19 protein-coding genes are annotated in these 22,587 nt (G+C 70.0%); 8 read left to right on the top strand and 11 right to left on the bottom strand.

Annotated features, from left to right (window positions below):
• Positions 1 to 3 precede the first annotated feature (3 nt).
• The 3 genes from GVY64_RS03860 to ftsY all read right to left on the bottom strand — a co-directional run bounded on the left by GVY64_RS03860 (position 4) and on the right by ftsY (position 3,561).
• Entirely contained in the window at positions 4 to 342 is a 339-nt protein-coding gene (locus tag GVY64_RS03860) for a P-II family nitrogen regulator (RefSeq protein WP_159838907.1), read from the bottom strand.
• A 5-nt stretch (positions 343 to 347) separates the two neighbouring features.
• Positions 348 to 1,727 (bottom strand): ammonium transporter, encoded by a 1,380-nt coding sequence (locus tag GVY64_RS03855; protein ID WP_236566589.1) that lies wholly within the window; start codon positions 1,725 to 1,727, stop codon positions 348 to 350.
• A gap of 340 nt (positions 1,728 to 2,067) precedes the next feature.
• Positions 2,068 to 3,561: a signal recognition particle-docking protein FtsY gene (gene ftsY, locus GVY64_RS03850; RefSeq protein ID WP_159838746.1), complete on the bottom strand. Its 1,494-nt coding sequence runs from the start codon at positions 3,559 to 3,561 to the stop codon at positions 2,068 to 2,070.
• 193 nt (positions 3,562 to 3,754) lie between these two features.
• Here ftsY and GVY64_RS03845 point away from each other — a divergent pair, with 193 nt between their 5' ends.
• Positions 3,755 to 4,144 (top strand): DUF2237 family protein, encoded by a 390-nt coding sequence (locus GVY64_RS03845; protein WP_019048221.1) that lies wholly within the window; start codon positions 3,755 to 3,757, stop codon positions 4,142 to 4,144.
• 119 nt (positions 4,145 to 4,263) lie between these two features.
• Here GVY64_RS03845 and GVY64_RS03840 read toward each other — a convergent pair whose 3' ends face one another.
• Complete coding sequence (locus GVY64_RS03840; protein WP_159838744.1) at positions 4,264 to 5,037, bottom strand: TetR/AcrR family transcriptional regulator; 774 nt, start codon at positions 5,035 to 5,037, stop codon at positions 4,264 to 4,266.
• A gap of 106 nt (positions 5,038 to 5,143) precedes the next feature.
• Here GVY64_RS03840 and GVY64_RS03835 point away from each other — a divergent pair, with 106 nt between their 5' ends.
• Together GVY64_RS03835 and GVY64_RS03830 are read left to right on the top strand one after the other, a co-directional pair.
• Positions 5,144 to 6,061 carry an NmrA family NAD(P)-binding protein gene (locus GVY64_RS03835; protein WP_159838742.1) on the top strand — a complete coding sequence of 306 codons (918 nt, stop codon included), beginning with the start codon at positions 5,144 to 5,146 and terminating at the stop codon, positions 6,059 to 6,061.
• Positions 6,062 to 6,321: 260 nt separating this feature from the next.
• A complete protein-coding gene (locus GVY64_RS03830; RefSeq protein ID WP_159838740.1) occupies positions 6,322 to 6,519 on the top strand; it encodes a hypothetical protein in 198 nt (65 codons plus the stop codon).
• Between the two features lie 12 nt (positions 6,520 to 6,531).
• Here GVY64_RS03830 and smc read toward each other — a convergent pair whose 3' ends face one another.
• Complete coding sequence (gene smc, locus GVY64_RS03825) at positions 6,532 to 10,143, bottom strand: chromosome segregation protein SMC (protein WP_159838738.1); 3,612 nt, start codon at positions 10,141 to 10,143, stop codon at positions 6,532 to 6,534.
• Between the two features lie 432 nt (positions 10,144 to 10,575).
• On the opposite strand from smc, the gene GVY64_RS03820 reads away from it, so the two are divergent.
• Positions 10,576 to 12,201, top strand: coding sequence for a hypothetical protein (locus GVY64_RS03820; protein ID WP_159838736.1), 1,626 nt, complete (start codon positions 10,576 to 10,578; stop codon positions 12,199 to 12,201).
• Positions 12,202 to 12,258: 57 nt separating this feature from the next.
• Here GVY64_RS03820 and GVY64_RS03815 read toward each other — a convergent pair whose 3' ends face one another.
• Positions 12,259 to 12,684 (bottom strand): DUF1707 SHOCT-like domain-containing protein, encoded by a 426-nt coding sequence (locus GVY64_RS03815; RefSeq protein WP_159838734.1) that lies wholly within the window; start codon positions 12,682 to 12,684, stop codon positions 12,259 to 12,261.
• Positions 12,685 to 12,907: 223 nt separating this feature from the next.
• Here GVY64_RS03815 and GVY64_RS03810 point away from each other — a divergent pair, with 223 nt between their 5' ends.
• Both GVY64_RS03810 and GVY64_RS03805 read left to right on the top strand, forming a co-directional pair.
• Positions 12,908 to 13,993 carry an S-(hydroxymethyl)mycothiol dehydrogenase gene (locus tag GVY64_RS03810; RefSeq protein WP_159838732.1) on the top strand — a complete coding sequence of 362 codons (1,086 nt, stop codon included), beginning with the start codon at positions 12,908 to 12,910 and terminating at the stop codon, positions 13,991 to 13,993.
• On the top strand, positions 13,987 to 14,616 hold the full coding sequence (locus GVY64_RS03805) for an MBL fold metallo-hydrolase (protein ID WP_442939515.1): 630 nt from the start codon (positions 13,987 to 13,989) through the stop codon (positions 14,614 to 14,616). The genes GVY64_RS03810 and GVY64_RS03805 overlap by 7 nt, the downstream gene beginning before the upstream one ends.
• 34 nt (positions 14,617 to 14,650) lie before the next feature.
• On the opposite strand, the gene GVY64_RS03800 is transcribed toward GVY64_RS03805, so the two are convergent.
• The 5 genes from GVY64_RS03800 to GVY64_RS37145 all read right to left on the bottom strand — a co-directional run bounded on the left by GVY64_RS03800 (position 14,651) and on the right by GVY64_RS37145 (position 19,538).
• A complete protein-coding gene (locus tag GVY64_RS03800) occupies positions 14,651 to 15,520 on the bottom strand; it encodes a potassium-transporting ATPase subunit C (RefSeq protein ID WP_159838728.1) in 870 nt (289 codons plus the stop codon).
• Position 15,521: 1 nt separating this feature from the next.
• Entirely contained in the window at positions 15,522 to 17,579 is a 2,058-nt protein-coding gene (kdpB, locus tag GVY64_RS03795) for a potassium-transporting ATPase subunit KdpB (RefSeq protein WP_236566600.1), read from the bottom strand.
• Between the two features lie 100 nt (positions 17,580 to 17,679).
• Positions 17,680 to 19,350 carry a potassium-transporting ATPase subunit KdpA gene (kdpA, locus tag GVY64_RS03790; RefSeq protein ID WP_159838724.1) on the bottom strand — a complete coding sequence of 557 codons (1,671 nt, stop codon included), beginning with the start codon at positions 19,348 to 19,350 and terminating at the stop codon, positions 17,680 to 17,682.
• Entirely contained in the window at positions 19,351 to 19,437 is an 87-nt protein-coding gene (gene kdpF, locus GVY64_RS39040) for a K(+)-transporting ATPase subunit F (protein WP_063709536.1), read from the bottom strand. It lies immediately after the preceding gene.
• Positions 19,434 to 19,538 carry a potassium-transporting ATPase gene (locus tag GVY64_RS37145; RefSeq protein WP_236566588.1) on the bottom strand — a complete coding sequence of 35 codons (105 nt, stop codon included), beginning with the start codon at positions 19,536 to 19,538 and terminating at the stop codon, positions 19,434 to 19,436. The genes kdpF and GVY64_RS37145 overlap by 4 nt, the downstream gene beginning before the upstream one ends.
• 268 nt (positions 19,539 to 19,806) lie before the next feature.
• Here GVY64_RS37145 and GVY64_RS38610 point away from each other — a divergent pair, with 268 nt between their 5' ends.
• Complete coding sequence (locus tag GVY64_RS38610) at positions 19,807 to 19,932, top strand: hypothetical protein (RefSeq protein ID WP_268895584.1); 126 nt, start codon at positions 19,807 to 19,809, stop codon at positions 19,930 to 19,932.
• A gap of 87 nt (positions 19,933 to 20,019) precedes the next feature.
• Positions 20,020 to 22,566 carry a sensor histidine kinase gene (locus GVY64_RS03780; RefSeq protein ID WP_159838720.1) on the top strand — a complete coding sequence of 849 codons (2,547 nt, stop codon included), beginning with the start codon at positions 20,020 to 20,022 and terminating at the stop codon, positions 22,564 to 22,566.
• The last annotated feature ends 21 nt before the right edge of the window (positions 22,567 to 22,587 follow it).

The following is a 22,587-nucleotide window of genomic DNA, read 5'->3' as shown; positions in this document are numbered from 1 at the left end:
CCGCTATAGCGCGTCGGTGCCGCGTTCGCCGGTCCGCACCCGGATGATGGACTCCACCGGGGTGACCCAGACCTTGCCGTCGCCGATCTTGCCGGTACGGGAGGCCTCCACGATCACCTCCACGACCTTCTCGACGGACGCGTCGTCCACGACGACCTCGACGCGCACCTTCGGCACGAAATCCACGGAGTACTCCGCGCCGCGGTACACCTCGGTGTGACCCTTCTGCCGGCCGTACCCTTGGACCTCGCTGACGGTCATGCCCAACACACCCGCCTGCTCGAGCCCGGACTTGACGTCCTCGAGCGTGAACGGTTTGACGATTGCGGTGATCAGTTTCATGTTCGTCATGCCTCCTTGACGGCCGAACGTGCCGTGCTACCCAGAGCGGCGAAGTCGTAGGCGGTTTCCGCGTGCTCGGACTCGTCCAAGCCCACCGACTCTGCTTCCTCGCTCACGCGCAGCCCAATGGTGAACTTCACGATATAGGCAATGATCAGCGTCGCGATGAAGGAGAAGGCAAGTACCACACCGGCGCCCACCGCCTGCCGCCACAGCTGATCGACTCCGCCGCCGTAGAACAGACCGGTCTTGGCCGCACCCGCCTCGGGCGCCGCGACGAAACCGACCATCAGGGTGCCGACGATGCCGCCGACCAGGTGCACGCCGACCACGTCGAGCGAGTCGTCGAAGCCGAACTTGAACTTCAGGCCGACCGCGAGGGCGCACAGCGCGCCGGCGACGACGCCGATGGCGAGCGCGCCGAGCACGTTCACCGAGGAACACGACGGGGTGATGGCGACCAGGCCGGCCACGATGCCCGAGGCGGCGCCCAGCGAGGTGGGCTTGCCGTCGCGGATCTTCTCCACCAGCAGCCAGGCCAGCATGGCGGCGCAGGTCGCGATGGTGGTGGTGACGAAGGTGGAACCGGCGAGGCCGCCGGAGGTCACCGCGGAACCGGCGTTGAAGCCGAACCAGCCGAACCACAGCAGACCGGCGCCGAGCATGACGAACGGCAGGTTGTGCGGGCGGAACGGCGTCGTCGGCCAGCCCTTGCGCTTGCCGAGCACCAGCACCAGGGCCAGACCGGCCGCACCGGCGTTGATATGCACCGCAGTGCCGCCTGCGAAGTCGACGGCGAGCAGCTTGTTGGCGATCCAGCCGCCCTCGTGCACGACGTTGCCGTCGGCGTCCTTCACGTCGAAGTCGAACACCCAGTGCGCGACCGGGAAGTAGACCACCGTGGACCAGATGCCCGCGAAGAGCAGCCACGCGCCGAACTTCAAGCGGTCGGCGACCGCGCCCGAGATGAGGGCAACCGTGATGATGGCGAACATCAACTGGAAGGCGACGAAGACGGTCGCCGGAATCGTGCCGGCGAGCGGGATGTTCACCGCTTCGGTGGTGACCGCGCCCGCCGCGTCCTTGACCTCGGCGACGGAGTTGCCGCCGATCAGGCCCTTCAGGCCGAAGAACTGCGTCGGGTCACCGATCACACCGAACTTGTTGTCACCGAAGGCCGTCGAGTATCCGTACAGCGACCACAGCACGCCGACCAGGCCCATGGCGCTGATGCTCATCATGATCATGTTGAGCACGTTCTTCGACCGGACCATGCCGCCGTAGAAGAAAGCCAAGCCGGGCGTCATCAGCAACACCAGCGCCGAGCTCGCCAGCATCCATGCGGTGTCACCGGTATCCGGTGCACCGGTAAGTGGAAAAGCCACTTTAATGTCCTCCTCATCTCGGGCCCCGCCGATTCCGGCAAATGGACCTGAACAGAAGGGTCCTTACTCGGTGTTTCATCCGTAGAGCTGACGTGTTTCACCTACGTGAACGGATGGCGCAGCTGTGTTGCCACTACGTTTCGTCAGGTACACCGGGCGTTTTCCGGCGCTGTGAGGTCACCGTCCGGGAATCGGATATTCGTTATCGCCGAAGAGGACTCGGCAAACATCCGGGGTGTGATCGCCCTCGCATTCCCGCGGCGCGGGATGGACCGCGGCCCGCCGACCGGAACAGAGCGGGCCGCAGTCCCTTTCGAAGGAGGCCTGCGAGCGGGAAGACTCAGCCCAGCAGCGCGTCCACGAACGCTGCGGGCTCGAACGGAGCCAGGTCGTCGGCCCCTTCGCCCAGCCCGACCAGCTTCACCGGCACGCCCAGTTCGTGCTGGACCTGGAAGACGATGCCGCCCTTGGCCGTGCCGTCCAGCTTGGTCAGCACCACGCCGGTGATGTCGACCACTTCGGCGAACACCCTGGCCTGGGTCAGCCCGTTCTGCCCGACGGTCGCGTCCAGGACGAGCAGGACCTCGTCGACGGCGGCCTTCTTCTCCACCACGCGCTTGACCTTGCCCAGCTCGTCCATCAAGCCCGTCTTGGTGTGCAGTCGCCCGGCCGTGTCGATGAGCACCGCGTCCACGCCGCGCTCGATACCCGCCGCCACCGCGTCGAACGCGACCGCAGCGGGATCGGCGCCCTCGCGGCCGCGGACGGTGTCGGCGCCGACCCGGTCGCCCCAGGTCTGCAACTGGTCGGCGGCCGCGGCGCGGAAGGTGTCGGCCGCGCCGAGCAGCACGCGGCGGCCGTCGGCGACGAGCACGCGCGCGAGCTTGCCGGTGGTGGTGGTCTTTCCGGTGCCGTTCACGCCGACCACCAGCAGGATCGAGGGGTGATCCGGGTGCGGCAGCGCGCGCACCGAGCGGTCCAGCTCCGGTCGCAACTGCTCGATCAGCACGTCGCGCAGCACGGCACGGGCCTGGTCGGTGGTGCGCACGCTGCGCGCCGCCATCTCCGAACGCAGCCGTGCGACGACGGCCGTGGTGCTGGCGGTGCCGAGGTCGGCCAGCACGAGGGTGTCCTCGACCTCCTCCCAGGAGTCCTCGTCGAGGTCACCGCCGCCGAGCAGGCCGAGCAGGCTCTTGCCGACCGCGTTCTGCGAACGGGACAGGCGTCCGCGCAGCCGGACCAGGCGCCCGGCCGTGGGTTCGATCTCCTCCAGCGCGGCGGGCGCCTCGACGCCCGCTGGCGTGTCGGGAGCGACCAGGTCGGTAGCCGCTCCGGTGTCCGGGCCTGCGGTGACCGGCTCGGCGGTCGTGTCCGCGGCCTCGGTCTCGTCCGCCGTTACGGGGGCGCTGTCGGCGACCGGGCGCTCCGGCGGCGCCACCGCATCGGTGGCGGGTGGTGTCGTCTCGGGTTCGGCCGGCGCGGCCCCGGCGGCGGGCGGCGCCTCGGCGACGTCCGCGTCCGGCAACGGAACGTTGGTGATGCCGCGTCTGGGCGCGTCGCGCGGGATCGCCGCGTCGTCGCCGACGTGCGGCTGTCCTTCGGTATCGGTGCGCTCGACCGGTTGCGGTTCGGTCGCCGTGCCACCCCGGCTGAAGGCGAATCCGCCGGACGCGGTGTAACCACCGGACCGATCGGTCACCTCCTTGTCCTGCGTGGGCGGAGTCAGCGACACGCGGCCGCGCTTGTACCGGACGAAACCGGCGACGAGCACGACGAGCAGCAGTGCGGCGACCGCGGCGATCAGGATCCAGACTTCGGGACTCACGCGAACCATCCTTGCAGACCGATCGTCACGTACCCGGCCCCGAGCCGCACCGGGCGCGCGAGTCGCCGCACCGGGCAAACCGCACGAGTTCGGCGAACACCGCAGGTACCGGGCCGCGGACGCGCCCGGGTGGGCACCGACACAGCCCTCCAGATTTCTTGTCCTGCGGAACTTCTCGCGAAGGGACAATAGGATCGGCGACGTGACCGATCGAAACGTGCTTGGGGGGCCGCTGGAAGAGTGCGGCACCGATCCTCTCACCGGCTTCTACCGGGACGGCTGCTGCAGTACCGGGCCGGAGGATCTGGGCAGCCACACCGTGTGCACCGTCGTCACGGCAGAATTCCTGGAACATCAAGCGTCCATCGGAAACGATTTGAGCACGCCGCGCCCGGAGAACAATTTTCCCGGTCTGCAACCGGGCGACCGGTGGTGCGTGGTGGCCGTGCGATGGCTGCACGCGCACGAGGACGGCGTCGCCGCGCCCGTGGTGCTGGCCGCCACGCACGAGAACGCCCTGGAAGTGATCTCGATGGACATCCTGCGCAAGTACGCCGTCGATGTGCCCGACGACGTCAGCGATCTGCTCTGAGTCGCCGCTAGCATCCCGGATCGGCCACCAGGGGGCTGCCGGCGCAGGCGACCGCCTCCACCCCGCGAGCGGCCTCGTGTCTCAGCAGAGCACCGAATGGCACAAATGCGCCAGTGCGGCTACCGCGCCGCGGCGACGCGTCGACGGTGCGCTTTCTGGCGGCATGCCGCCGAGCAGTATCTGGCTCTGCGCCCGATCCCGGTACGGGGCACCGGCGCGTGACAAACCGGACAACCCTCGCCCCCGGTTTCGTTACGTTCCGCCGTTTCGTTACGGCCCTCGTCCCCGGTCGAGCGTTCCGTTACGACCGCAGCGCCCGGCCGCACCCGCAGCGCGTCGAGCACGATTGCGGCGGTACGGTCGATGCCGCCCCGGGTCTTCCGAAGCTGTTGGATCGCAACGCATCCGGTGAAGATCGCGAGCACGTCGTCGATCCCGATGTCGGCGCGGACCGCGCCCTGCCGCTGAGCGGCTACCAGCAGCACGTCCAGCGCGCGGTGAAACCGCACACCCGCGCTCTGCAAGAGCGCCCGGGGCCAGCCGTCGTCGGACTGAACCAGGTCGCACAATGCCTGGTTGCCCGGCGTGGTGGCGATCACGGTGGTGCAGAAGTCGAAGAAGGCGGCCCCGGCGTCCGATGCGCCGACATGCTCGGCGGCAAGCCGCGCCAGACCGTCGATGCGCTGCTGCATCACGGCTTCCAGCAGATCGGCCTTGGTCGGGAAGTGCCGATAGACCGTGCCCGCCCCTACACCGGCTCTGCGGGCGACTTCGGCCAGTGACACCGAGGCGCCCTGCTCGGCGAAGGCGCGCTGTGCGGCCGCGAGCACGCGGGCCCGATTGCGCCGGGCGTCCGCGCGCGACGTCGCGGCCGGGGCGAGCGATGCGGTCATTTCGTTACGGCCTTCCGACAAGTTCCCTAGTGGATCGGGTGGGGGCACCCGTATCGTCCGAATCCGGGTTACCCAACCCGATTCTATCGAGCAGAGAAGGCGAAGCATGTCCTTTCAGCACACCCTCATCCTGGTCACCGGCGCCACCGGCAAACAGGGCGGCGTGACCGCCCGCAAGCTGCTGGCGGACGGCAAGGCGGTGCGCGCGCTGGTCCGCGACACGCATGCGCCGGCCGCGCGCGAGTTGGCCGCGGCGGGTGCGGAACTCGTCGTCGGCGATTTCGATGCGCCGGAAACCTTGCCCGCGGCGCTGGCCGGTGTCACCGGGCTGTTCCTGGTCCCGCCCGCGGCCTACAGCGCGCAGGGCTGGGACGTCGATCTGGAAGCCGAGCGCGGACAGGCGATCGTGCGCGCGGCGCTCGACGCCGGTGTGCAGCAGATCGTGTTCACCGGCATCGCCTCGATGGGCGACAACACATCGTGGGGCGCGACCGGCAAGCAGCGCATCGAAGAGGCGATCGTCACCGCCGGCGTCCGCTACACCCTGCTGCGCCCGGTGCGCTTCATGGAGAACTATCTGCTGCGCACGTCGCCCGTCGACGGCATCTTCGACGGCGTGCACCGGCACCTGTTCCCCGCCGCGGGCCCGATGAAGGTCATCGCGCTCGCGGATATCGGCGACATCGCCGCTCTGGCGTTCGCCGATCCGGACGAATTCCACGGCCGCGTCCTGGAACTCGCGGGCGATGTACTGGCTCCGCCCGCGGCCGCCGCGGCGATCGGTGCGGCGACCGGCCACCCCGTTCGCTATCACGAGGTGTCCGAAGCCGAAGCGGACGCCATCGGCGCGGAGATCGGCAACACTTGGCGCTTGATGCGGCACACCGGCGGATGGAGCGCCGACGTGGACGAGATCCGCCGAATCCATCCCGGACTGCGTACCTTCGACACCTGGCTGGCGGAAACCGGTGCGGCGCAGATCAAAGCGCTGCTGGACCAGGAGAAGGCGGGCACCGGACGGTGACCGGGTCGGACGATCGGGGGCTCACGCCGCCGGGCCGCGTCGACGGTGGCGGACCGCTGCCGCCCGTGCATCGGCCGGGATGAGCGGGACACCCGTTCGGCCGACCGCTGGGCTTCGCGACAGAGACAATCGGCCGGCCCAGGCCGGGTGGCGAGCCGGTCGGCCCGCCGGCGTGTGCGGGCTGGTGCGCGCGACATCCATTCGACCGCATCCGCCCTGCTCATCGAGCTGATCGAGCTGCGGGGCGTACCCTCGGCACGGTGGTACGCCTGCGCAGACGATCCCGCCGTGATCCGGTGGGCGCCGAAGTCGACGAGATCTTCGGGCCGTCGCGCAAGCACGTCCACGAGCGCAAGGAGTGGGTCGCGATCGCGAAGGTCGACGATCGCCTCTCCGGCGACGATCCGCTGGTCGATCTGGACTCCGGCACCGTCACCCTCCCCGGACCCCGCGGGTGACCGTGTGGCGGCTCAGCCCACCGGGGCCAGGTTCTCCCCGCGCAGCCGCTGGGAGATCACCTGGGTGATGCCGTCGCCGCGCATGCTGACGCCGTAGAGCGCGTCGGCGATCTCCATCGTCGGCTTCTGATGGGTGATGACGATCAGCTGACTCTTCTCCCGCAACTGCTCGAACAGGCCGATCAGGCGGCGCAGGTTGGTGTCGTCCAGCGCCGCCTCGACCTCGTCCATCACATAGAACGGCGAGGGCCGGGCGCGGAAGATGGCCACCAGCAACGCGACCGCGGTCAGCGACTTCTCGCCGCCGGACAGCAGGGACAGCCGCTTGACCTTCTTGCCCGGCGGCCGGGCCTCCACCTCGATGCCGGTGGTGAGCATGTCCGAGGGGTCGGTGAGCAGCAGCCTGCCCTCGCCGCCGGGGAACAGTTTCGCGAAGACCTCGACGAACTCGCGCTCCACGTCGGCGTATGCCTCGGTGAACACCTGAAGGATGCGTGCATCGACCTCGGCGACGACGTCAAGGAGATCCTTGCGTGCGCTCTTGACGTCCTCCAGTTGGGTGGCCAGGAAGTTGTAGCGCTCCTCCAGCGCCGCGAACTCCTCCAGCGCCAAGGGATTCACCTTGCCCAGGGTGGCGAGGTCCTTCTCGGCGCGCTTGGCACGGCGCTCCTGGGTCTGCCGGTCGTACGGCATCGGGGCGGGCTCGCTGACCTGCTCGCCCCGCTCCTTGGCCTGCTCGTACTCCTGCATCTCCAGCGCCGAGGGCGGCAGCGGCACGTCCGGACCGTATTCGGCGATCAGGTCGTCGAGGGCGATGCCGAACTGCTCGGCGATGGTCGCCTCCAGTTGCTCGATGCGCAGCGCGGCTTGGGCTTTCGCCACCTCGTCCCGGTGCACCGCGTCGGTGAGCTGGGACAGCTGCGCGGTGAGCGCGCGCACCCGCTCCTTGATCTGCTCGACCTGTGCGGCGCACTCCGAGCGCCTGCGCACCAGTTCGTCGCGCCGAGCGCCCGCCTCCCCGACGACGCGCTCCAGTTCGGCGGCGATCTTCGCACCGGATTCGGCGACCGCGGCGGCCACCTCCGCCGCCTGCTTGCGCGCGGCCTGGGCGCGTTCGGCCCGTGCCCGGTTCTCCCGTTCGGCGCGCGCGGCGCGGCGTAGCGAATCCGCCTTGCCCCGTACGGATTCCGCTCGTTCCTCGGCGGTGCGCACGGCAAGCCTGGCCTCGACCTCCATGGCACGCGCCTCGGCCAGCGCGGCCGCCGCTTCCTCCCGTGCGCGCCCGGCGGATTCGGTGCCCGCCGCGCCCGCACCGTCGGCGTCCACCTCGGATTGTTCGAGCTCCGCGTGCCGCAGGCGATCCTCCAGCTCGGCCAGCGAGGCCAGCGCCTCTTCCCGGCTCGCCTCCGCGTCGTCGCGCTGGCCGAGCAGCCGTTCGCTCTCCGCGTGCGCGGTGCGGGCGGTCTGGCCGAGCCTGCCCAGGCGTTCGTAGATCGCGACCAGCGCCTGATCGGATTCGTGCAGGGCGAGCAGCGCCTGGTCGACGGCGTCCTTGCGGTCGGACTGCTCCTCGAGCGCGCCGGACAGCGCGGCCTCGAGTTCCTCGGCGCGCCGCTGCGCGGCGGCCAGTTCGGTCCGGGCGGCATCGATGTCGGCCTGGATCTCCAGCTGGCTGGGCGCGCGATCCGAACCACCCAGCAACCAGCCGTTGCCTGCGAGATCGCCGTCGCGGGTGACCACACGCAACTCGGGCCGCGCCGAGACCAGCACGCGGGCCGACGGCAGGTCGTCGGCCACGGCGATTCCCGCGGTCAGCGCCGCGATCGCGCCACGCATCTGGTCGGGGCACGCCACCACGTCGACCAGCCAGCGGGCGCCGTCGGGCAAGGCGCCCGGCTTCGGCGGCGCACCACTGTCGGTGCCGAAGACGACGGCGGCGCGGCCACCGTCGGCGTCCTTGAGCGCTTGGATCGCGGCGTGCGCGGACTCGGCGGTGTCGGCGGCGACGGCGTCGGCCAGCGGGCCCAGCGCGGCCGCGACCGCCGCCTCGAAGCCCGCGTGCACGCGCAGCAGGCCCGACAGCGGTCCGAGCAATCCCTGCTCGCGGTGCTCCACCAGCCAGGCCACACCGTCGCGGCGGGCCAGGTTCATCCCCAGCGCCTCGATGCGGGCGCTCAGCGACGCGACCCGTTTGCTCGCCTCGCGGTCCTGCTCACGCAGTTCGGTGACGCGCTGATCGGCCAGTTCGAGGGCCTGCACGGCGTGCTCGTGCTGGGCGTCGAGCCCCGCCTCGCCCGCGTCGAGTTCGGCGAGTTCGTCCTGCACCGCGTCGAATTCGGTCTGTGCCGCCTCGCCGCGGTGGCGGGCGTCGGCGATGGCGACCGACAGGCGCGCGATCTCCGCGTCCACCGACTGCGCCCTCGCCCGCAGCGTGTCGACCTTGCCGGACAGCCGGGCCACGCCTTCGCGGCGGTCGGCGATCGCCCGCACAGCCGCCAGATGCGCCTGCTCGGCGGACTTGGCGGCGTGTTCGCGTTCGGCCAGCTGGTCCCTGGCCGCTTCCAGGGTCTCGGCGGCCATCTCGACCGCCTCGCGCAGCTCGGCCTCCTCGGCTTCGACACGGTCGGCCTCGGCCTCGAGCTGCTCGGGATCGCGGCCGGTGCTGACCGGAGCGGCGGCGTCCAGGTGCCGAGCCCGGTCGCCCGCGATCCGGATCGTCGCGTTGACCCGCTCGGCCAGCGCGGACAGCTGGAACCAGATCTGGGCGGCGGCCTCGGCGCTCGGCGTCAGCCGTGACAGCTGGAACTCCTGTTGCGCCAGCGCCGCGTTGGCCGCGTCCAGCTCGGTCTGCACGGTGATCTGCTGCTCGCGCGCGTACGCCTCCTTGCTCTGCTGACTCGCGAGCTCCGCGCGACGGGTGACCAGGTCGTCGGCGGCCAGGCGCAGCCTGGCGTCGCGCAGATCGGCCTGCACGGTCTGCGCCCTGCGGGCCACCTCGGCCTGCCTGCCCAGCGGTTTGAGCTGGCGGCGCAATTCGGTGGTGAGGTCGGTCAGCCGGGCCAGGTTGGCCTGCATGGCCTCCAGCTTGCGGACCGCCTTCTCCTTGCGTTTGCGGTGCTTGAGCACACCGGCGGCCTCTTCCACGAACGCGCGCCGGTCCTCCGGGCGCGACTCGAGGATGGCCGACAACTGCCCCTGCCCGACGATGACGTGCATCTCCCGGCCGATGCCCGAGTCGCTGAGCAGTTCCTGCACGTCCATCAAGCGGCAGGAGTTGCCGTTGATCTCGTATTCGCCCGCCCCGTCGCGGAACATGCGCCGGGTGATGGACACCTCGGCGTAGTCGATCGGCAGCGCGCCGTCGGAATTGTCGATGGTCAGCGTGACTTCGGCGCGGCCGAGCGGAGCCCGCCCGGCCGTGCCCGCGAAGATCACGTCCTGCATCTTGCCGCCCCGCAGCGCCTTCGCGCCCTGCTCGCCCATCACCCAGGTGAGCGCGTCGACGACGTTCGATTTACCCGATCCGTTCGGACCGACCACACATGTGATGCCGGGCTCCAACCGCAACGTCGTCGCGGACGCGAAGGATTTGAAGCCCTTCAACGTCAGGCTCTTCAGGTGCAAGTTCGACGACCTTTCCGTGTTCTGCGCGGTCGGCCGTTCTGCGTGGTCGAGGCAGCGCATCCGGCGACCAGTCATGGTATCCGTCGCGTGCCGGGCGCTTCCCGGCCCCGACGGCGCACGCGGCCGAGTGGCGGTTCGGCGACATCCGTAGGTTATCGACTCGCCGCCGGTTCGCGCGCATTTCGATGTGCCCGAGGTTTGCCGGCACGGCTCCCGGCCGCGTCGGCCGCACCCGGTCAGGCCGGTTGCGCCGGCCCGGCGCAGGACGCGCCGCGGTGCGCGGAAGCACCCACGCGCTCGGTCGATCCGATACCCGCTCCGCGCCCGCGGGTCCGCCGATTCCGGGCGGTCTCGAACTGGCACTGACGTCGCGCGCTCCGGCCACATACGATCCCTCTGATTCGCCAGCGGAACGTTCGGGAGCGCACCACGATGTCGGCCCCTTCACCAGGGACAAGCACGCGGTTCCGCCTTGCCCGCATCACGGGGCTGGTACTCGGCAGCCTGGTATTCCTGCACGCCTGTGAGCGCAGCAAGAGCGCTCTGCTCAGCGATGTGCGGGTGGAGGTGGCGGTCGCGGTCGCCCTCGCGGCGGCCGCCCTGGCCGCCGCGTGGTTCGAGATCAAGCTGCGAGCGCTGGAGGAGGACGCCCACCCCTCCTGGGACGACCCCGACGAGGATGAAACTCCCAGTTCTGGGAATTTTCGCGGCCGAGCCGGGGACTCGGCCGACCCGGCGTACGGCACCGGCCGACGAGCCGCGCGCAGCGGCGTCGGCGCGCGGCCCGCGCCCGCACCCGACCCCGAGGACGACGACCAACCCGAACCCGGGCGCGGCGATCTCGTCGCCGGGATAGCGCGGACATTGCGGATCACCCGAAGCGATACCTCGGACGACCGGCAGCCACTGCTCCCGCTGGGCGCGATGACGAAATGGCTGCGCCGCATCGACCCGGACGACGAGGGCGACCCCGGCGAATTCGACGACCACGACGACCACGACGAGACGGAACAGGTCACCCGCACCGAGACGGGCGAACTCGTCATCGAATCGAGCAGGCGAACGGTGCGGGTGAGGATTTCCCGTTCCGGTGACCTCGTCGTGCACGGCCGCGGGCACAGTGGCGCGCCGCCACGCTCCGAATGGAAGTGGACGTTCCGGCCCGACACATTCCCCGCCATCCGCGCCGCGCTCGGCGACGGGCACGGCGACCTGCTCGACCTGCTCGAGGAGACCATCCCCTGGCTCGACGCCGGAGCCCGCCACGACCCCGGCGCATGGCTGCGCGCGCACGACGTTCCCGCGACCTATCGGGAGAAGGGCGTCAGCGCCACCCAGGAAACCCGCGAACTGCCCGTACTCCAGCCGGGGCGTCCTCCGGGCAGGTCCCCCCGGAAGCCGCCGCGCGACACGTCCGGCGCCTCGCGCACGCCCAACCGAGCCGTGGACGCCCGATCCCGCCGCGAAGAATCCGCCGCGCGATCCCCCGAACCACCGCCCGCGCGAGCCGAAAGGCGCTCCGCCCAGCGCAGCAGCGACGATTCGCAGTCCTCGTCCCGGCGGCACGACGCCGATCGAGTGCGCGGGGACGCTCCCCGGTCCGCCGGACGACGCTCGTCCGACGACTACGCTTCGCCCCCGCGCCGCGATCGCGAGGAGCCCGAACCCGCCCGGCGGGGCCGACGATCCCCGCGAAGCGAAGGCGCGGATCCGCTCGCCCGCCCTACGCCGGGCCGTCCCGACCTGCCGCGACGTCGGCATCAAGCGCCCGCCGACAACCCGCACCACGCCGGCGCACAGCCGGAGGAATACGACGACGCGGATGCCCGGCGGCCGCGAACGGGTCGGCAGGCCGGGCGCAGGGATAACCCGCAGACGCCCGCGGACCTCGAGCCCAGGACCAGGCGGCGAGAGCGACCCGAGCCTCCCTACCGCGACGGCCCGCCCGACCCCGGTCCGGAACCGACCTACGACCAACCGCCGCCCGGCCGCCGCCATCGCGGCGATCAGCGATCACGGCACGAAACCTCGCACGAGTCCTCCCGGCGCGGCTGGTAGGGAACGAAAACGGCGCCGCCACCCGATGGACCGGGTGGCAGCGCCGCGAAGCGAAGCTCAGCTCATCCGATGGGTGAAACGGCCGTTCTCGAAGCCGGCCACCATGCGGAACGCAAGGACCGCGCCCCACGGGCCGATCACCCAGATCGGCCAGAAGTAGGTGAAGGCGCCGACGCTCAGCGAGATCGCGCCCCAGATGACGAGCACCAGCAGGCTCACGCCGAGCCAGGTGCTGCCTTCGATGCGCTGCCAGATCGGAATCCGCGGGCGCGCGGTAGCCGGTGCGGCGGCGTCCTTGCCGAGGTCCGGTAGATCGGACAGCACCGCGCGCAGGTCCTCGCGATCGGTGGTGGCGTACACCTGGGCGACGCGCTGGTCGTATTCGGGCAGATCGAGCCGCCCGTCTGCCATATGCCTGCCGAGCAGGCGCACCACGGCGTCGCGTTCGGCATTCGAGGCGCGGGTGCCAGTGGAGATGTCCATGCCTGGTCCTATCGACGGTTCCACCCTCCATAGTGGAATATGACTCCATCATAACCCTCCAAAGTGGAATGTCAACTCTGTGCTGATTCCCGCCGGAAACGCGAGCCTCGACGCCATCCAGCGGTAGGGTTCCATCAGGAACAGCTGTACGGACAGGTGTTCAGCTCACGGGTTCGCCGAGCGGGCGGATCCGCGTCCCGACGAACTCGCTCAGGAGGCACAGGTGTCGGAGACCGTCCGCGGGGTCGTGGCCCGCAGCAAGGGCGCACCGGTGGAGATCACCGAGGTCGTGATCCCCGATCCGGGCCCGCACGACGTGGTGGTGCGGGTGCAGGCGTGCGGCGTCTGCCACACCGATCTGCACTATCGCGAAGGCGGGATCACCGACGACTTCCCGTTCCTGCTCGGCCACGAGGCCGCCGGGGTGGTGGAGACCGTCGGCGCCGCGGTCACCCACGTGGCGGAGGGCGACTACGTGATCCTCAACTGGCGCGCGGTCTGCGGTGAGTGCCGGGCGTGCAAACGGGGCCGTCCCTGGTACTGCTTCGACAGTCGCAACGCGAGCGCGAAGATGACGCTCGCCGACGGAACCGAGCTGGCACCGGCTCTCGGCATCGGCGCATTCGTCGACAAGACTCTCGTGCACGAGGGCCAGTGCACCAAGGTGGATCCGGCCGCCGACCCCGCGGTGGCGGGCCTGCTCGGTTGCGGCGTCATGGCGGGCATCGGCGCGGCGCTGCACACGGGCAACGTCTCGATCGGCGACAGTGTCGCGGTGATCGGCTGCGGCGGCGTCGGCGACGCGGCCATCGCCGGGGCCCGTCTGGCCGGCGCGAAGACCATCGTCGCGGTCGACCGCGACGCCCGGAAACTGCGCTGGGCCACCGACTTCGGCGCCACCCACACGGTCGACGCCACCACCGAGGACGTGGCCGAGAAGATTCGGGAGTACACCGACGGGTGGGGCGCCGACGTCGTCATCGACGCCGTCGGTCGGCCGGAGACCTGGAAGCAGGCGTTCTACGGCCGCGATCTGGCCGGCACGGTCGTTCTGGTAGGCGTGCCGACTCCGGAGATGACCATCGAGATGCCCCTGCTGGACCTGTTCTCCCGCGGCGGCGCGCTGAAGTCCTCGTGGTACGGCGACTGTCTGCCGGATCGCGACTTCCCCAGCCTGATCGACCTGCACCGCCAGGGACGGCTGCCGCTGGACCGCTTCGTCACCGAACGTATCGGCCTCGATCAGGTGGAGCAGGCCTTCGCCCAGATGCACACCGGCGAGGTGCTGCGCTCGGTGGTGGTCTGGTGACCACCCGGATCGACCGCGTCGTCACTTCCGGCGACTTCTGTCTCGACGGCGGCACCTGGGCGGTGGACAACAACATCTGGCTGGTCGGCGGTGACGACGAAGTGGTCGTCATCGACGCCGCCCACAACGCCGACCCGATCGTCGCGGCGGTCGCCGGGCGCTCGGTCCGCGCGATAGTCTGCACCCACGGGCACAACGATCACGTGACGGTCGCCCCCGAACTGGCCGAGCGGCTGAACGCCCCGATCCTGCTGCATCCCGGAGACGAGCCGCTGTGGCGCATGACCCATCCGGAAGCCGGATACCGGCCACTGGCGGACGGTGATCGGATCACCCTGGCCGACAGCGAGATCCAGGTGCTGCACACACCCGGCCACTCCCCCGGGTCGGTCGCACTGCATCTGCCCGACGCGAAGGTCGTGTTCACCGGCGACACGTTGTTCGCCGGTGGGCCCGGCGCGACCGGCCGCTCGTTCTCCGATTTCGGCACGATCATCGAGTCGATTCGCGAACGCCTGCTGACGCTCCCGGACGAGACCACGGTCCATACCGGACACGGCGATTCCACGACCATCGGCGCGGAGAAACCTTTCCTCGCCGACTGGATAGCCCGCGGCCACTGAGCGCTTCGGGCGGCACACGGCTGCACCGCGCGGGTCATCCGCGGTAGGGATACCGGCGATCCAGATCCAGATTCACCTGGAGGACGTCTATCCGCGGCTCACCGAGGAATCCCAGCGTCCGGTCGCTGGTGTGCTCGTCCACCAGGGCACGCACCTGGTCTTCCGAGATTCCGCGCGCCTTCGCGACACGGGACACCTGGATGGCCGCGTACTCCGGAGAGATGTTCGGGTCCAGTCCGCTCCCGCTCGCGGTGACGGCATCGGCCGGCACCGCCGGATCGGCGGGCGCGTCACCCCGGATCGGGACGACACGCCCAGCGGAGTAGTCCTGTCCCGGTTCGGCGCAATCGACCCGGACGCCGTGGTAGGCGACGACGAACGGCCGCGCCGGGCACGCCTCGTTGACGCTGACGACCCGCACGGGATGCGAAACGTCCCCATCGCGGTCCCGTGGTCCGATCACCGAGAGCACCGCGCCTACACCGTCTTTCGTGCAGAACGGACGGCTGCCGTCGACCCCCTCACGGTCGCCGACCTCCTTGCTGCGGGCGCACACCGTGGTGAGCAGGCTCGCGCGTGCCGGGGTGTCGACGATGTCCTCGGGTCCGAGATTGCTCGCGCCGGTGGACATCGGATCGTAGCCGGCACCGGCGGCCGACGGACGGCTCTGGAAGTACTGCACCAGAGCCGCACCGCCGGAGTCGGTGAACGACTGCCCGATCAGCCCGGAGCCCACGGTCGTCCCGTTCACCTCGACCAACGACCCGTCCGCCTTCTCGTGCAGGCCGGGCAGCTGGGCCACCGCGAAAACGGCCAGGGGGTACACGATTCCGGTGATCGCCGTGAGCGCGAGCAGTGCTCGCAGGGCGGCGAGATGCTGCCGGATCCAGTTCGAAAGGCGCATATCAGGACATCCCGGGGAGGAATTGGACCGCGAGGTCGATGAGTTTGATGCCGAGGAACGGCGCGATGATGCCGCCGAGCCCGTAGACGGTCAGGTTGCGGCTGAGCAACTTCGACGCGTTCGACGGCCGGTAGCGCACGCCGCGTAGAGCCAGCGGGATCAGCGCCACGATGACGACGGCGTTGAAGATCACCGCGGACAGGATCGCCGACTGCGGGCTGGACAGCCGCATGACGTTGAGCAGGTCGAGACCGGGGAACAGCGGCACGAACAGCGCGGGAATGATCGCGAAGTACTTGGCGATGTCGTTGGCGATGGAGAACGTCGTCAGCGCCCCGCGCGTGATGAGCAACTGCTTGCCGATCTCGACAATCTCGATCAGCTTGGTGGGGTCGGAGTCCAGATCGACCATGTTGCCCGCCTCTTTGGCGGCCGAGGTCCCGGTGTTCATCGCAACGCCCACGTCGGCCTGTGCGAGCGCGGGCGCGTCGTTGGTGCCGTCGCCGGTCATCGCGACGAGCCGTCCGCCCTCCTGTTCCCGTTTGATCAGGGCCAGCTTGTCTTCCGGCGTCGCCTCGGCGAGGAAGTCGTCGACGCCCGCTTCGTCCGCGATCGCCTGGGCGGTCAGCGGGTTGTCGCCGGTGATCATCACCGTGCGGATGCCCATGCGGCGCATCTCGTCGAACCGCTCGCGCATGCCCTGCTTCACCACGTCTTTGAGGTGGATCACGCCGAGCACCCGGGCGCCGTCGCCGTCGACCCGGCCGACGACCAGCGGCGTGCCGCCCGCGGCGGAGATGCCGTCCACGGTCGCGCCGAGTTCAGCGGGCACCGAACCGCCGTGCGACCGCACCCATTCGGTGACCGCACTCGCCGCGCCCTTGCGCAGCATCCGGTCATCGACGTCGACGCCCGACATCCGGGTCTGCGCCGTGAACTCCACCCAGCGCGCGTGACTCAGCTCGCCGGGCGTCCGTTCCCGCAAACCGTAGGCCTGTTTGGCGTAGACCACGATGGAACGGCCCTCCGGCGTCTCGTCGGCCAGGCTGGAAAGCTGCGCGGCGTCGGCCAATTCCGCCTCGTGCACGCCTGGCGCCGGGACGAAGTCCGCCGCCTGGCGGTTGCCGAGCGTGATGGTGCCGGTCTTGTCCAGCAGCAGCGTGTTCACATCGCCCGCGGCCTCGACGGCACGGCCGGACATGGCGAGCACATTGCGCTGCACCAGACGGTCCATGCCCGCGATCCCGATCGCCGACAGCAACGCGCCGATGGTCGTGGGAATCAGGCACACCAGCAACGAGACCAGCACGATGCCGGTGACTCCGTGCGCGTCCAGCGCCGAGGTGTCCGGCACGCCCGGGTTGTTCGCCTTGCTGAAGATCGCCATCGGCTGCAGCGTGACGACCGCGAAGACGAAGATGATCGTCAGCGCGGCCAACAGGATGTTCAGCGCGATCTCGTTCGGGGTCTTCTGCCTGCTCGCGCCCTCCACCAGCGCGATCATCTTGTCGATGAAGCTGCGGCCGGGCTCCTGGGTGATCCGCACGACGATCCGGTCCGACAGCACGGTGGTGCCGCCGGTCACCGCCGAACGGTCACCGCCGGATTCCCGGATCACCGGGGCGGATTCACCGGTGATCGCCGACTCGTCCACCGAGGCGATGCCTTCCACGACGTCGCCGTCGCCCGGGATCACCTGCCCGGCCTCGACCAGGACGTGATCGCCACGGCGCAGGTCCGGGGCGGCGACGCGTTCCTCGACCACCCGCGCGCCCGGCGACCACTCCACCAGCCGCCGCGCGACGGTGTCGGTCTTCGCCTTGCGCAGTGCGTCGGCCTGCGCCTTGCCGCGCCCCTCCGCGACGGCCTCGGCCAGGTTGGCGAAGATCACCGTGAGCCACAGCCACACGACGATCGACCAGGCGAAGAAGCTCGGGTCCGCCAGCGCGAGAACGGTCGCCCACACCGCGCCGAGTTCGACGATCAGCATCACCGGGTTGCGCCACAGGGTGCGCGGATCGAGCTTGCGAACCGCGTCCGGTAGCGACGTCAGCAGCATCTTGGGGTCGAGAACCCCGCTCGGGACATTCCTGCCCCGCCGCGGCCGCTCGGACTCGGACCGCACCGAGACCAGGTCATCGATTGCGGAACTGGACATGTCAGTGGATCCCTTCGGCGAGCGGCCCGAGCGCCAGCGCGGGCAGGAAGGTGAGCGCGACCAGGATCACCGTCACACCGACGACCATGCCGACGAACTGCGGCCGGTGCGTCGGCAGCGTGCCGATCGACGCGGGAGTGGTGCCCTGCCGTGCGAGTGAACCGGCCAGCGCGAGCACGAAGATGATCGGCAGGAAGCGACCGAACAGCATGGCCACGCCCAGCGCGGTGTTGTACCACTCGGTGTTGCCGGTCAGGCCCGCGAAGGCCGAGCCGTTGTTGTTGGCGGCCGAGGTGAAGGCGTACAGCACCTCCGACAGACCGTGCGGCCCGGAGTTCAGCATGCTCGCGCGCCGGCCCGGCATCGCCATCGCCGCGGCGGTGCCCACGAGCACGATCAGCGGGCTGATCAGGAAGTACGAGGCGGCGAGCTTGATCTCGCGCGGCGTGATCTTCTTGCCCAGGTACTCCGGTGTGCGTCCGACCATAAGGCCCGCGATGAACACCGTGATCACCGCCAGGATCAGCATGCCGTACAAGCCCGACCCCACACCGCCGGGCGCCACCTCGCCCAGCTGCATGTCGAACATGGTCATCATGCCGCCGAGGCTGGTGTAGGAGTCGTGGAAAGAATCGACCGCGCCTGTCGAGGTCAGCGTGGTCGAAGCGGCGAAGGTCGCCGAATTCGACACGCCGAAGCGCTGTTCCACGCCTTCCATCGACGCGCCGATCGCGGTCGGCACCGTGCCGTGGTGCTGGAGCTGGAACAGGTTCGTCAGCGTGACGCTGATCAGTGCGATCGTCCCCATCACCGCGACGATCGCGTAGCCCTGCCTGCGGCTGCCCACCATCCGGCCGAAGGTGCGCGGCAGCGAGAAGCTGATCATCAGCAGCAAGAAGATCTCCACCCAGTTGGTCCAAGCGGCCGGGTTCTCGAACGGATGCGAGGAGTTGGCGTTGTAGAAGCCGCCGCCGTTGGTGCCGAGTTCCTTGATCACCTCTTGGCTGGCGACCGGGCCGCCGGTGATGGTCTGCCGCGTCCCGCTCAGCGTCTGCGCCGCTTGGTCGTGCAGGTGAAAATTCTGGATCACACCCCCCGCCACCAGCACGAGCGCGAAGACGAAGGCGATCGGCAGCAGAATGCGCAGCGTGCCGCGCACCAGATCCACCCAGAAATTGCCGAGATCGCCGGTATGCCTGCGAGCGAACCCGCGTACGAGCGCCACGGCCACCGCCATGCCCACCGCCGCCGAGACGAAGTTCTGCACCGCGAGCCCGGCCATCTGCACCAGGTGGCCCTGGGTGGATTCACCGGAGTAGTTCTGCCAGTTGGTGTTGGTGACGAAACTGACCGCGGTGTTCCAGGCCAGCGCGGGCGTCATCTCGGTGCCCGGATCGTTCAGGTGCAGGGGTAACCGGCCCTGCACGAGCTGGAAGAAGAACAGGAAGAGAATGCCGACCGCCGAGAAGGCCAGCACGCTGCGCGCGTACACGGGCCAAGGCTGCTCGACTTCGGGGTGCGCTCCGATCGCGCGGTAGACGAGACGTTCGACGCGCGAATGCTCGCGTCCGTCGTAGACCCGGTACATGTAGTCGCCCAGCGGCACGTGCACCAGCGCGAGCGCCAGGATCAGGGAGGCCACGAAGACGATCCCCGCGGTTGTCGTGCTCACTCAGAACCTCTCGGGAAACAGCAGCGCCGCGATCAGATAGACCGCGACACCGACGGCGAGAACCAGACCGATCAGATTCGCCGTCACAACTTCTCCACCCCGCGCTGGATCAACCCCAGCAGCGCGAACGCCGCCACGGTGAGCGCGGTGAACACCACGACCGACATCACTCGACAACCTCCATCCACGCGCCATGCTTCGGCGCGACAGAGCGAGTGAAACGCCTCGATGGCGCGTCCGGTCGTCTCCTGACGACTTCTTGACGTCTCGGTACTCGGCATTTGCGCTTCGTTGACGGGCACGCGACGCCCGCAAGGATGGCGTCAAAGAAGGCGGACCGACCGTCAACACACCGTAAAAATGGAGGTCGGCCGGTCTGGCGGCGGTAGAAGTGGAGAACCGGCCAGGCGCGATATCTCCGCGCGACCGGCGCCATCCGGCAAAGAGAGGATCGCAATGTCGGCAATGATCATCGTCGTCGCCTTCGTCTGCTGCGTGCTGACCATCCGCGCGCTCGGCATGCGTGTGCAGGCGCCACGGCCCCAGCCGGTGGTGCTCGAGGCCGACGATGTGTGGCGGTGACGTCGGGCCCGCCGCGGTGACGTCGCCGCACGCCCAGACCACCCAGGGGTGCTCGGCCCGAGCAGCGCGACGCGCGATGATGAAGGCGTGAAACGCGGGCAGCTGCGTATCTACCTCGGCGCCGCGCCGGGAGTCGGCAAGACCTACGCCATGCTCGGCGAGGCGCACCGGCGGCTGGAGCGCGGTCGCGACGTGGTGGCCGCGGTGGTCGAGACGCACGGCAGGGAGAAGACCGCGAAACTGCTCGATGGCATCGAGCGCGTACCGCCGAAGCTGATCGACTATCGCGGCAGCACCTTCGCGGAACTCGATGTGGAGGCGGTGTTGCGGCGCGCGCCCGCGGTGGTGCTGGTCGACGAGCTGGCGCACACCAACACGCCCGGCAGCAAGCACGAGAAGCGCTGGCAGGACGTGGCGGAGCTACTCGACGCGGGTATCGACGTGATCTCCACGGTCAACGTGCAGCATCTGGAGAGCCTCAACGACGTCGTCGAGCAGATCACCGGCATCCAGCAGCGCGAGACCGTGCCCGACGCGGTGGTGCGCGGGGCGGACCAGGTGGAACTGGTCGATATCACCCCGGAAGCGCTGCGGCGCAGGCTTTCCCACGGCAATGTGTACGCCGCCGAGAAGATCGACGCGGCGCTGCGCAACTACTTCCGCGCGGGGAACCTCACGGCCCTGCGCGAACTGGCGCTGCTGTGGCTGGCCGACCAGGTCGACGCCGCGCTGGCCAGGTACCGGGCCGACCACAAGATCACCGAATTGTGGGAGGCGCGCGAACGCGTCGTGGTGGCGGTGACCGGCGGTCCGGAATCCGAGACCATCGTGCGCCGGGCCGGCCGGATCGCCACCAAATCCAGTGCCGATCTGGTAGTCGTGCACGTGGTGCGCGGCGACGGCCTGGCCGGGGTCTCCACCGAGCGGCTGGCCCGGCTGCGCGAGCTGGCGGCGAGCCTGGACGCCTCGCTGCATACCGTCACCGGCGAGGACGTGCCCACCGCGCTGCTCGAGTTCGCCCGCGAGGTGAACGCCACCCAGCTCGTGCTCGGCACCTCCCGGCGCTCGCGCTGGGCGCGCATCTTCGACGAGGGCATCGGCTCCACGGTGGTGCAGCGCTCCGGCAAGATCGACGTGCACATGGTGACGCACGAGGAGGCCCACCGCGGATTCCGGTACGCGGCTCTGCATCCGCGCCGCCCCGTGGCGGCCTGGCTCGCGGCGGTTCTCGTACCGGCCGTGGTCTGCGCCGTCAGTGCCGCCTACCTCGACGACGTGCTCGATCTCGGCGGGATCAGCGCCGTGTTCGTGGTCGGCGTAGTGGCGGTGGCGCTGCTCGGCGGCGTCGTGCCCGCGTCGTTCTCGGCGCTGCTGTCGGGCCTGTTGCTGAACTGGTTCTTCGCGCCGCCGCGCTACAGCCTCACCATCGCCGAGCCGAACAGCTTCATCACCGTGGTGGTGCTGCTCATCGTCGCCGTCGCGGTGGCGGCGCTGGTCGATCTGGCCGCGAAGCGAACCGCTCAGGCGCGCAAGGCATCCCGGCAGGCGGAACTGCTCACCATGTTCTCCGGCGCGATCCTGCACGGCGCGGATCTGCCCCGGCTGCTCGAACAGATCAGGGAGGTCTTCGCGCAGCGCGCCGTCGGCCTGGTGGCGGGCGACCGAGTGCTCGCCGAGGTGGGCACAGACCCGCCGCGGCAGCCCTCCGACGCGGACACCGTGGTGGAAGCCGGCGACGCCCACCACCGGCTGCTGCTGTCCGGCCGCCCGCTGGCGGCGGCGGACCGTCCGGTGCTCAACGCGGTCACCAACCAGGCCGTCGCGCTGGTGCGGCAAGCGCGCCTGGCCGAGGAGGCCGGCGCCGCCGCGGCCCTGCTGGAGGCCGACCGCCTGCGGCGGGCGTTGCTCTCGGCGGTAAGCCACGATCTGCGCACCCCGCTGGCAGGCGCCAAAGCGGCGGTCTCCAGCCTGCGCAGCGACGACATCGAATTCTCCCCCGAGGACACCGCCGAACTGCTGGAGACGATCGAGGAATCGGTGGATCAGCTCACCGCGCTGGTCGGCAATCTGCTCGACTCCTCCCGGCTCGCGGTCGGCGTGGTCACGCCGCAGTTGCGGCGGGTCTACCTGGACGAGGCGGTGCACCGCGCACTGGTGAGCGTCGGGATGGGCGCGCGGGGGCTGCGGCGCGCGGCGGTGGACCGGGTCCGGGTGGAGGTCGACGACGTCTCGGTGCGCGCCGACAGCGGCCTGCTGGAACGGGTGCTGGCGAACCTGATCGACAACGCGTTGCGGCACGCGCCGCGCGCGGGCACGGTCCGGATCACCGCCGAACGCGCGGGCGACCGGGTCGCGATCGCGGTCGTCGACACCGGTCCCGGTGTCCCGCACGGCACCGAGGAGCAGCTGTTCGAACCCTTCCAGCGCCTGGGCGACCGCGACAACACCACCGGCGTCGGGCTCGGCCTGTCGGTGGTGCGCGGGTTCGTCGAAGCGATGGGCGGCACGGTGCATGCCGAGCCGACCCCCGGGGGAGGATTGACCGTGCTGGTCGACTTGCCCGGCGGCGAGCCGCCGGACGCCCACGGCGCGGGCGGCGCCGTAGCGCACGAGACGACGAACGCGGGTGAGTGAGGTGTCCGCGACGACACAGGA

It is taken from the genome of Nocardia sp. CY41 (assembly GCF_009829325.1).
Lineage (GTDB): Bacteria > Actinomycetota > Actinomycetes > Mycobacteriales > Mycobacteriaceae > Nocardia.
Note: the sequence above shows the minus strand (reverse complement) of the source record. Positions and strands in the feature narration are given on the sequence as shown.

Coding starts and splice junctions, on each gene's coding strand:
- GVY64_RS03860 (WP_159838907.1), bottom strand. CDS start 342: ATGAAACTGATCACCGCAATCGTCAAACCGTTCACGCTCGAGGACGTC.
- ftsY (WP_159838746.1), bottom strand. CDS start 3,561: ATGGTTCGCGTGAGTCCCGAAGTCTGGATCCTGATCGCCGCGGTCGCC.
- GVY64_RS03840 (WP_159838744.1), bottom strand. CDS start 5,037: ATGACCGCATCGCTCGCCCCGGCCGCGACGTCGCGCGCGGACGCCCGG.
- GVY64_RS03835 (WP_159838742.1), top strand. CDS start 5,144: ATGTCCTTTCAGCACACCCTCATCCTGGTCACCGGCGCCACCGGCAAA.
- GVY64_RS03820 (WP_159838736.1), top strand. CDS start 10,576: ATGTCGGCCCCTTCACCAGGGACAAGCACGCGGTTCCGCCTTGCCCGC.
- GVY64_RS03815 (WP_159838734.1), bottom strand. CDS start 12,684: ATGGACATCTCCACTGGCACCCGCGCCTCGAATGCCGAACGCGACGCC.
- GVY64_RS03800 (WP_159838728.1), bottom strand. CDS start 15,520: ATGCGCCTTTCGAACTGGATCCGGCAGCATCTCGCCGCCCTGCGAGCA.
- kdpB (WP_236566600.1), bottom strand. CDS start 17,579: ATGCTGCTGACGTCGCTACCGGACGCGGTTCGCAAGCTCGATCCGCGC.
- GVY64_RS38610 (WP_268895584.1), top strand. CDS start 19,807: ATGTCGGCAATGATCATCGTCGTCGCCTTCGTCTGCTGCGTGCTGACC.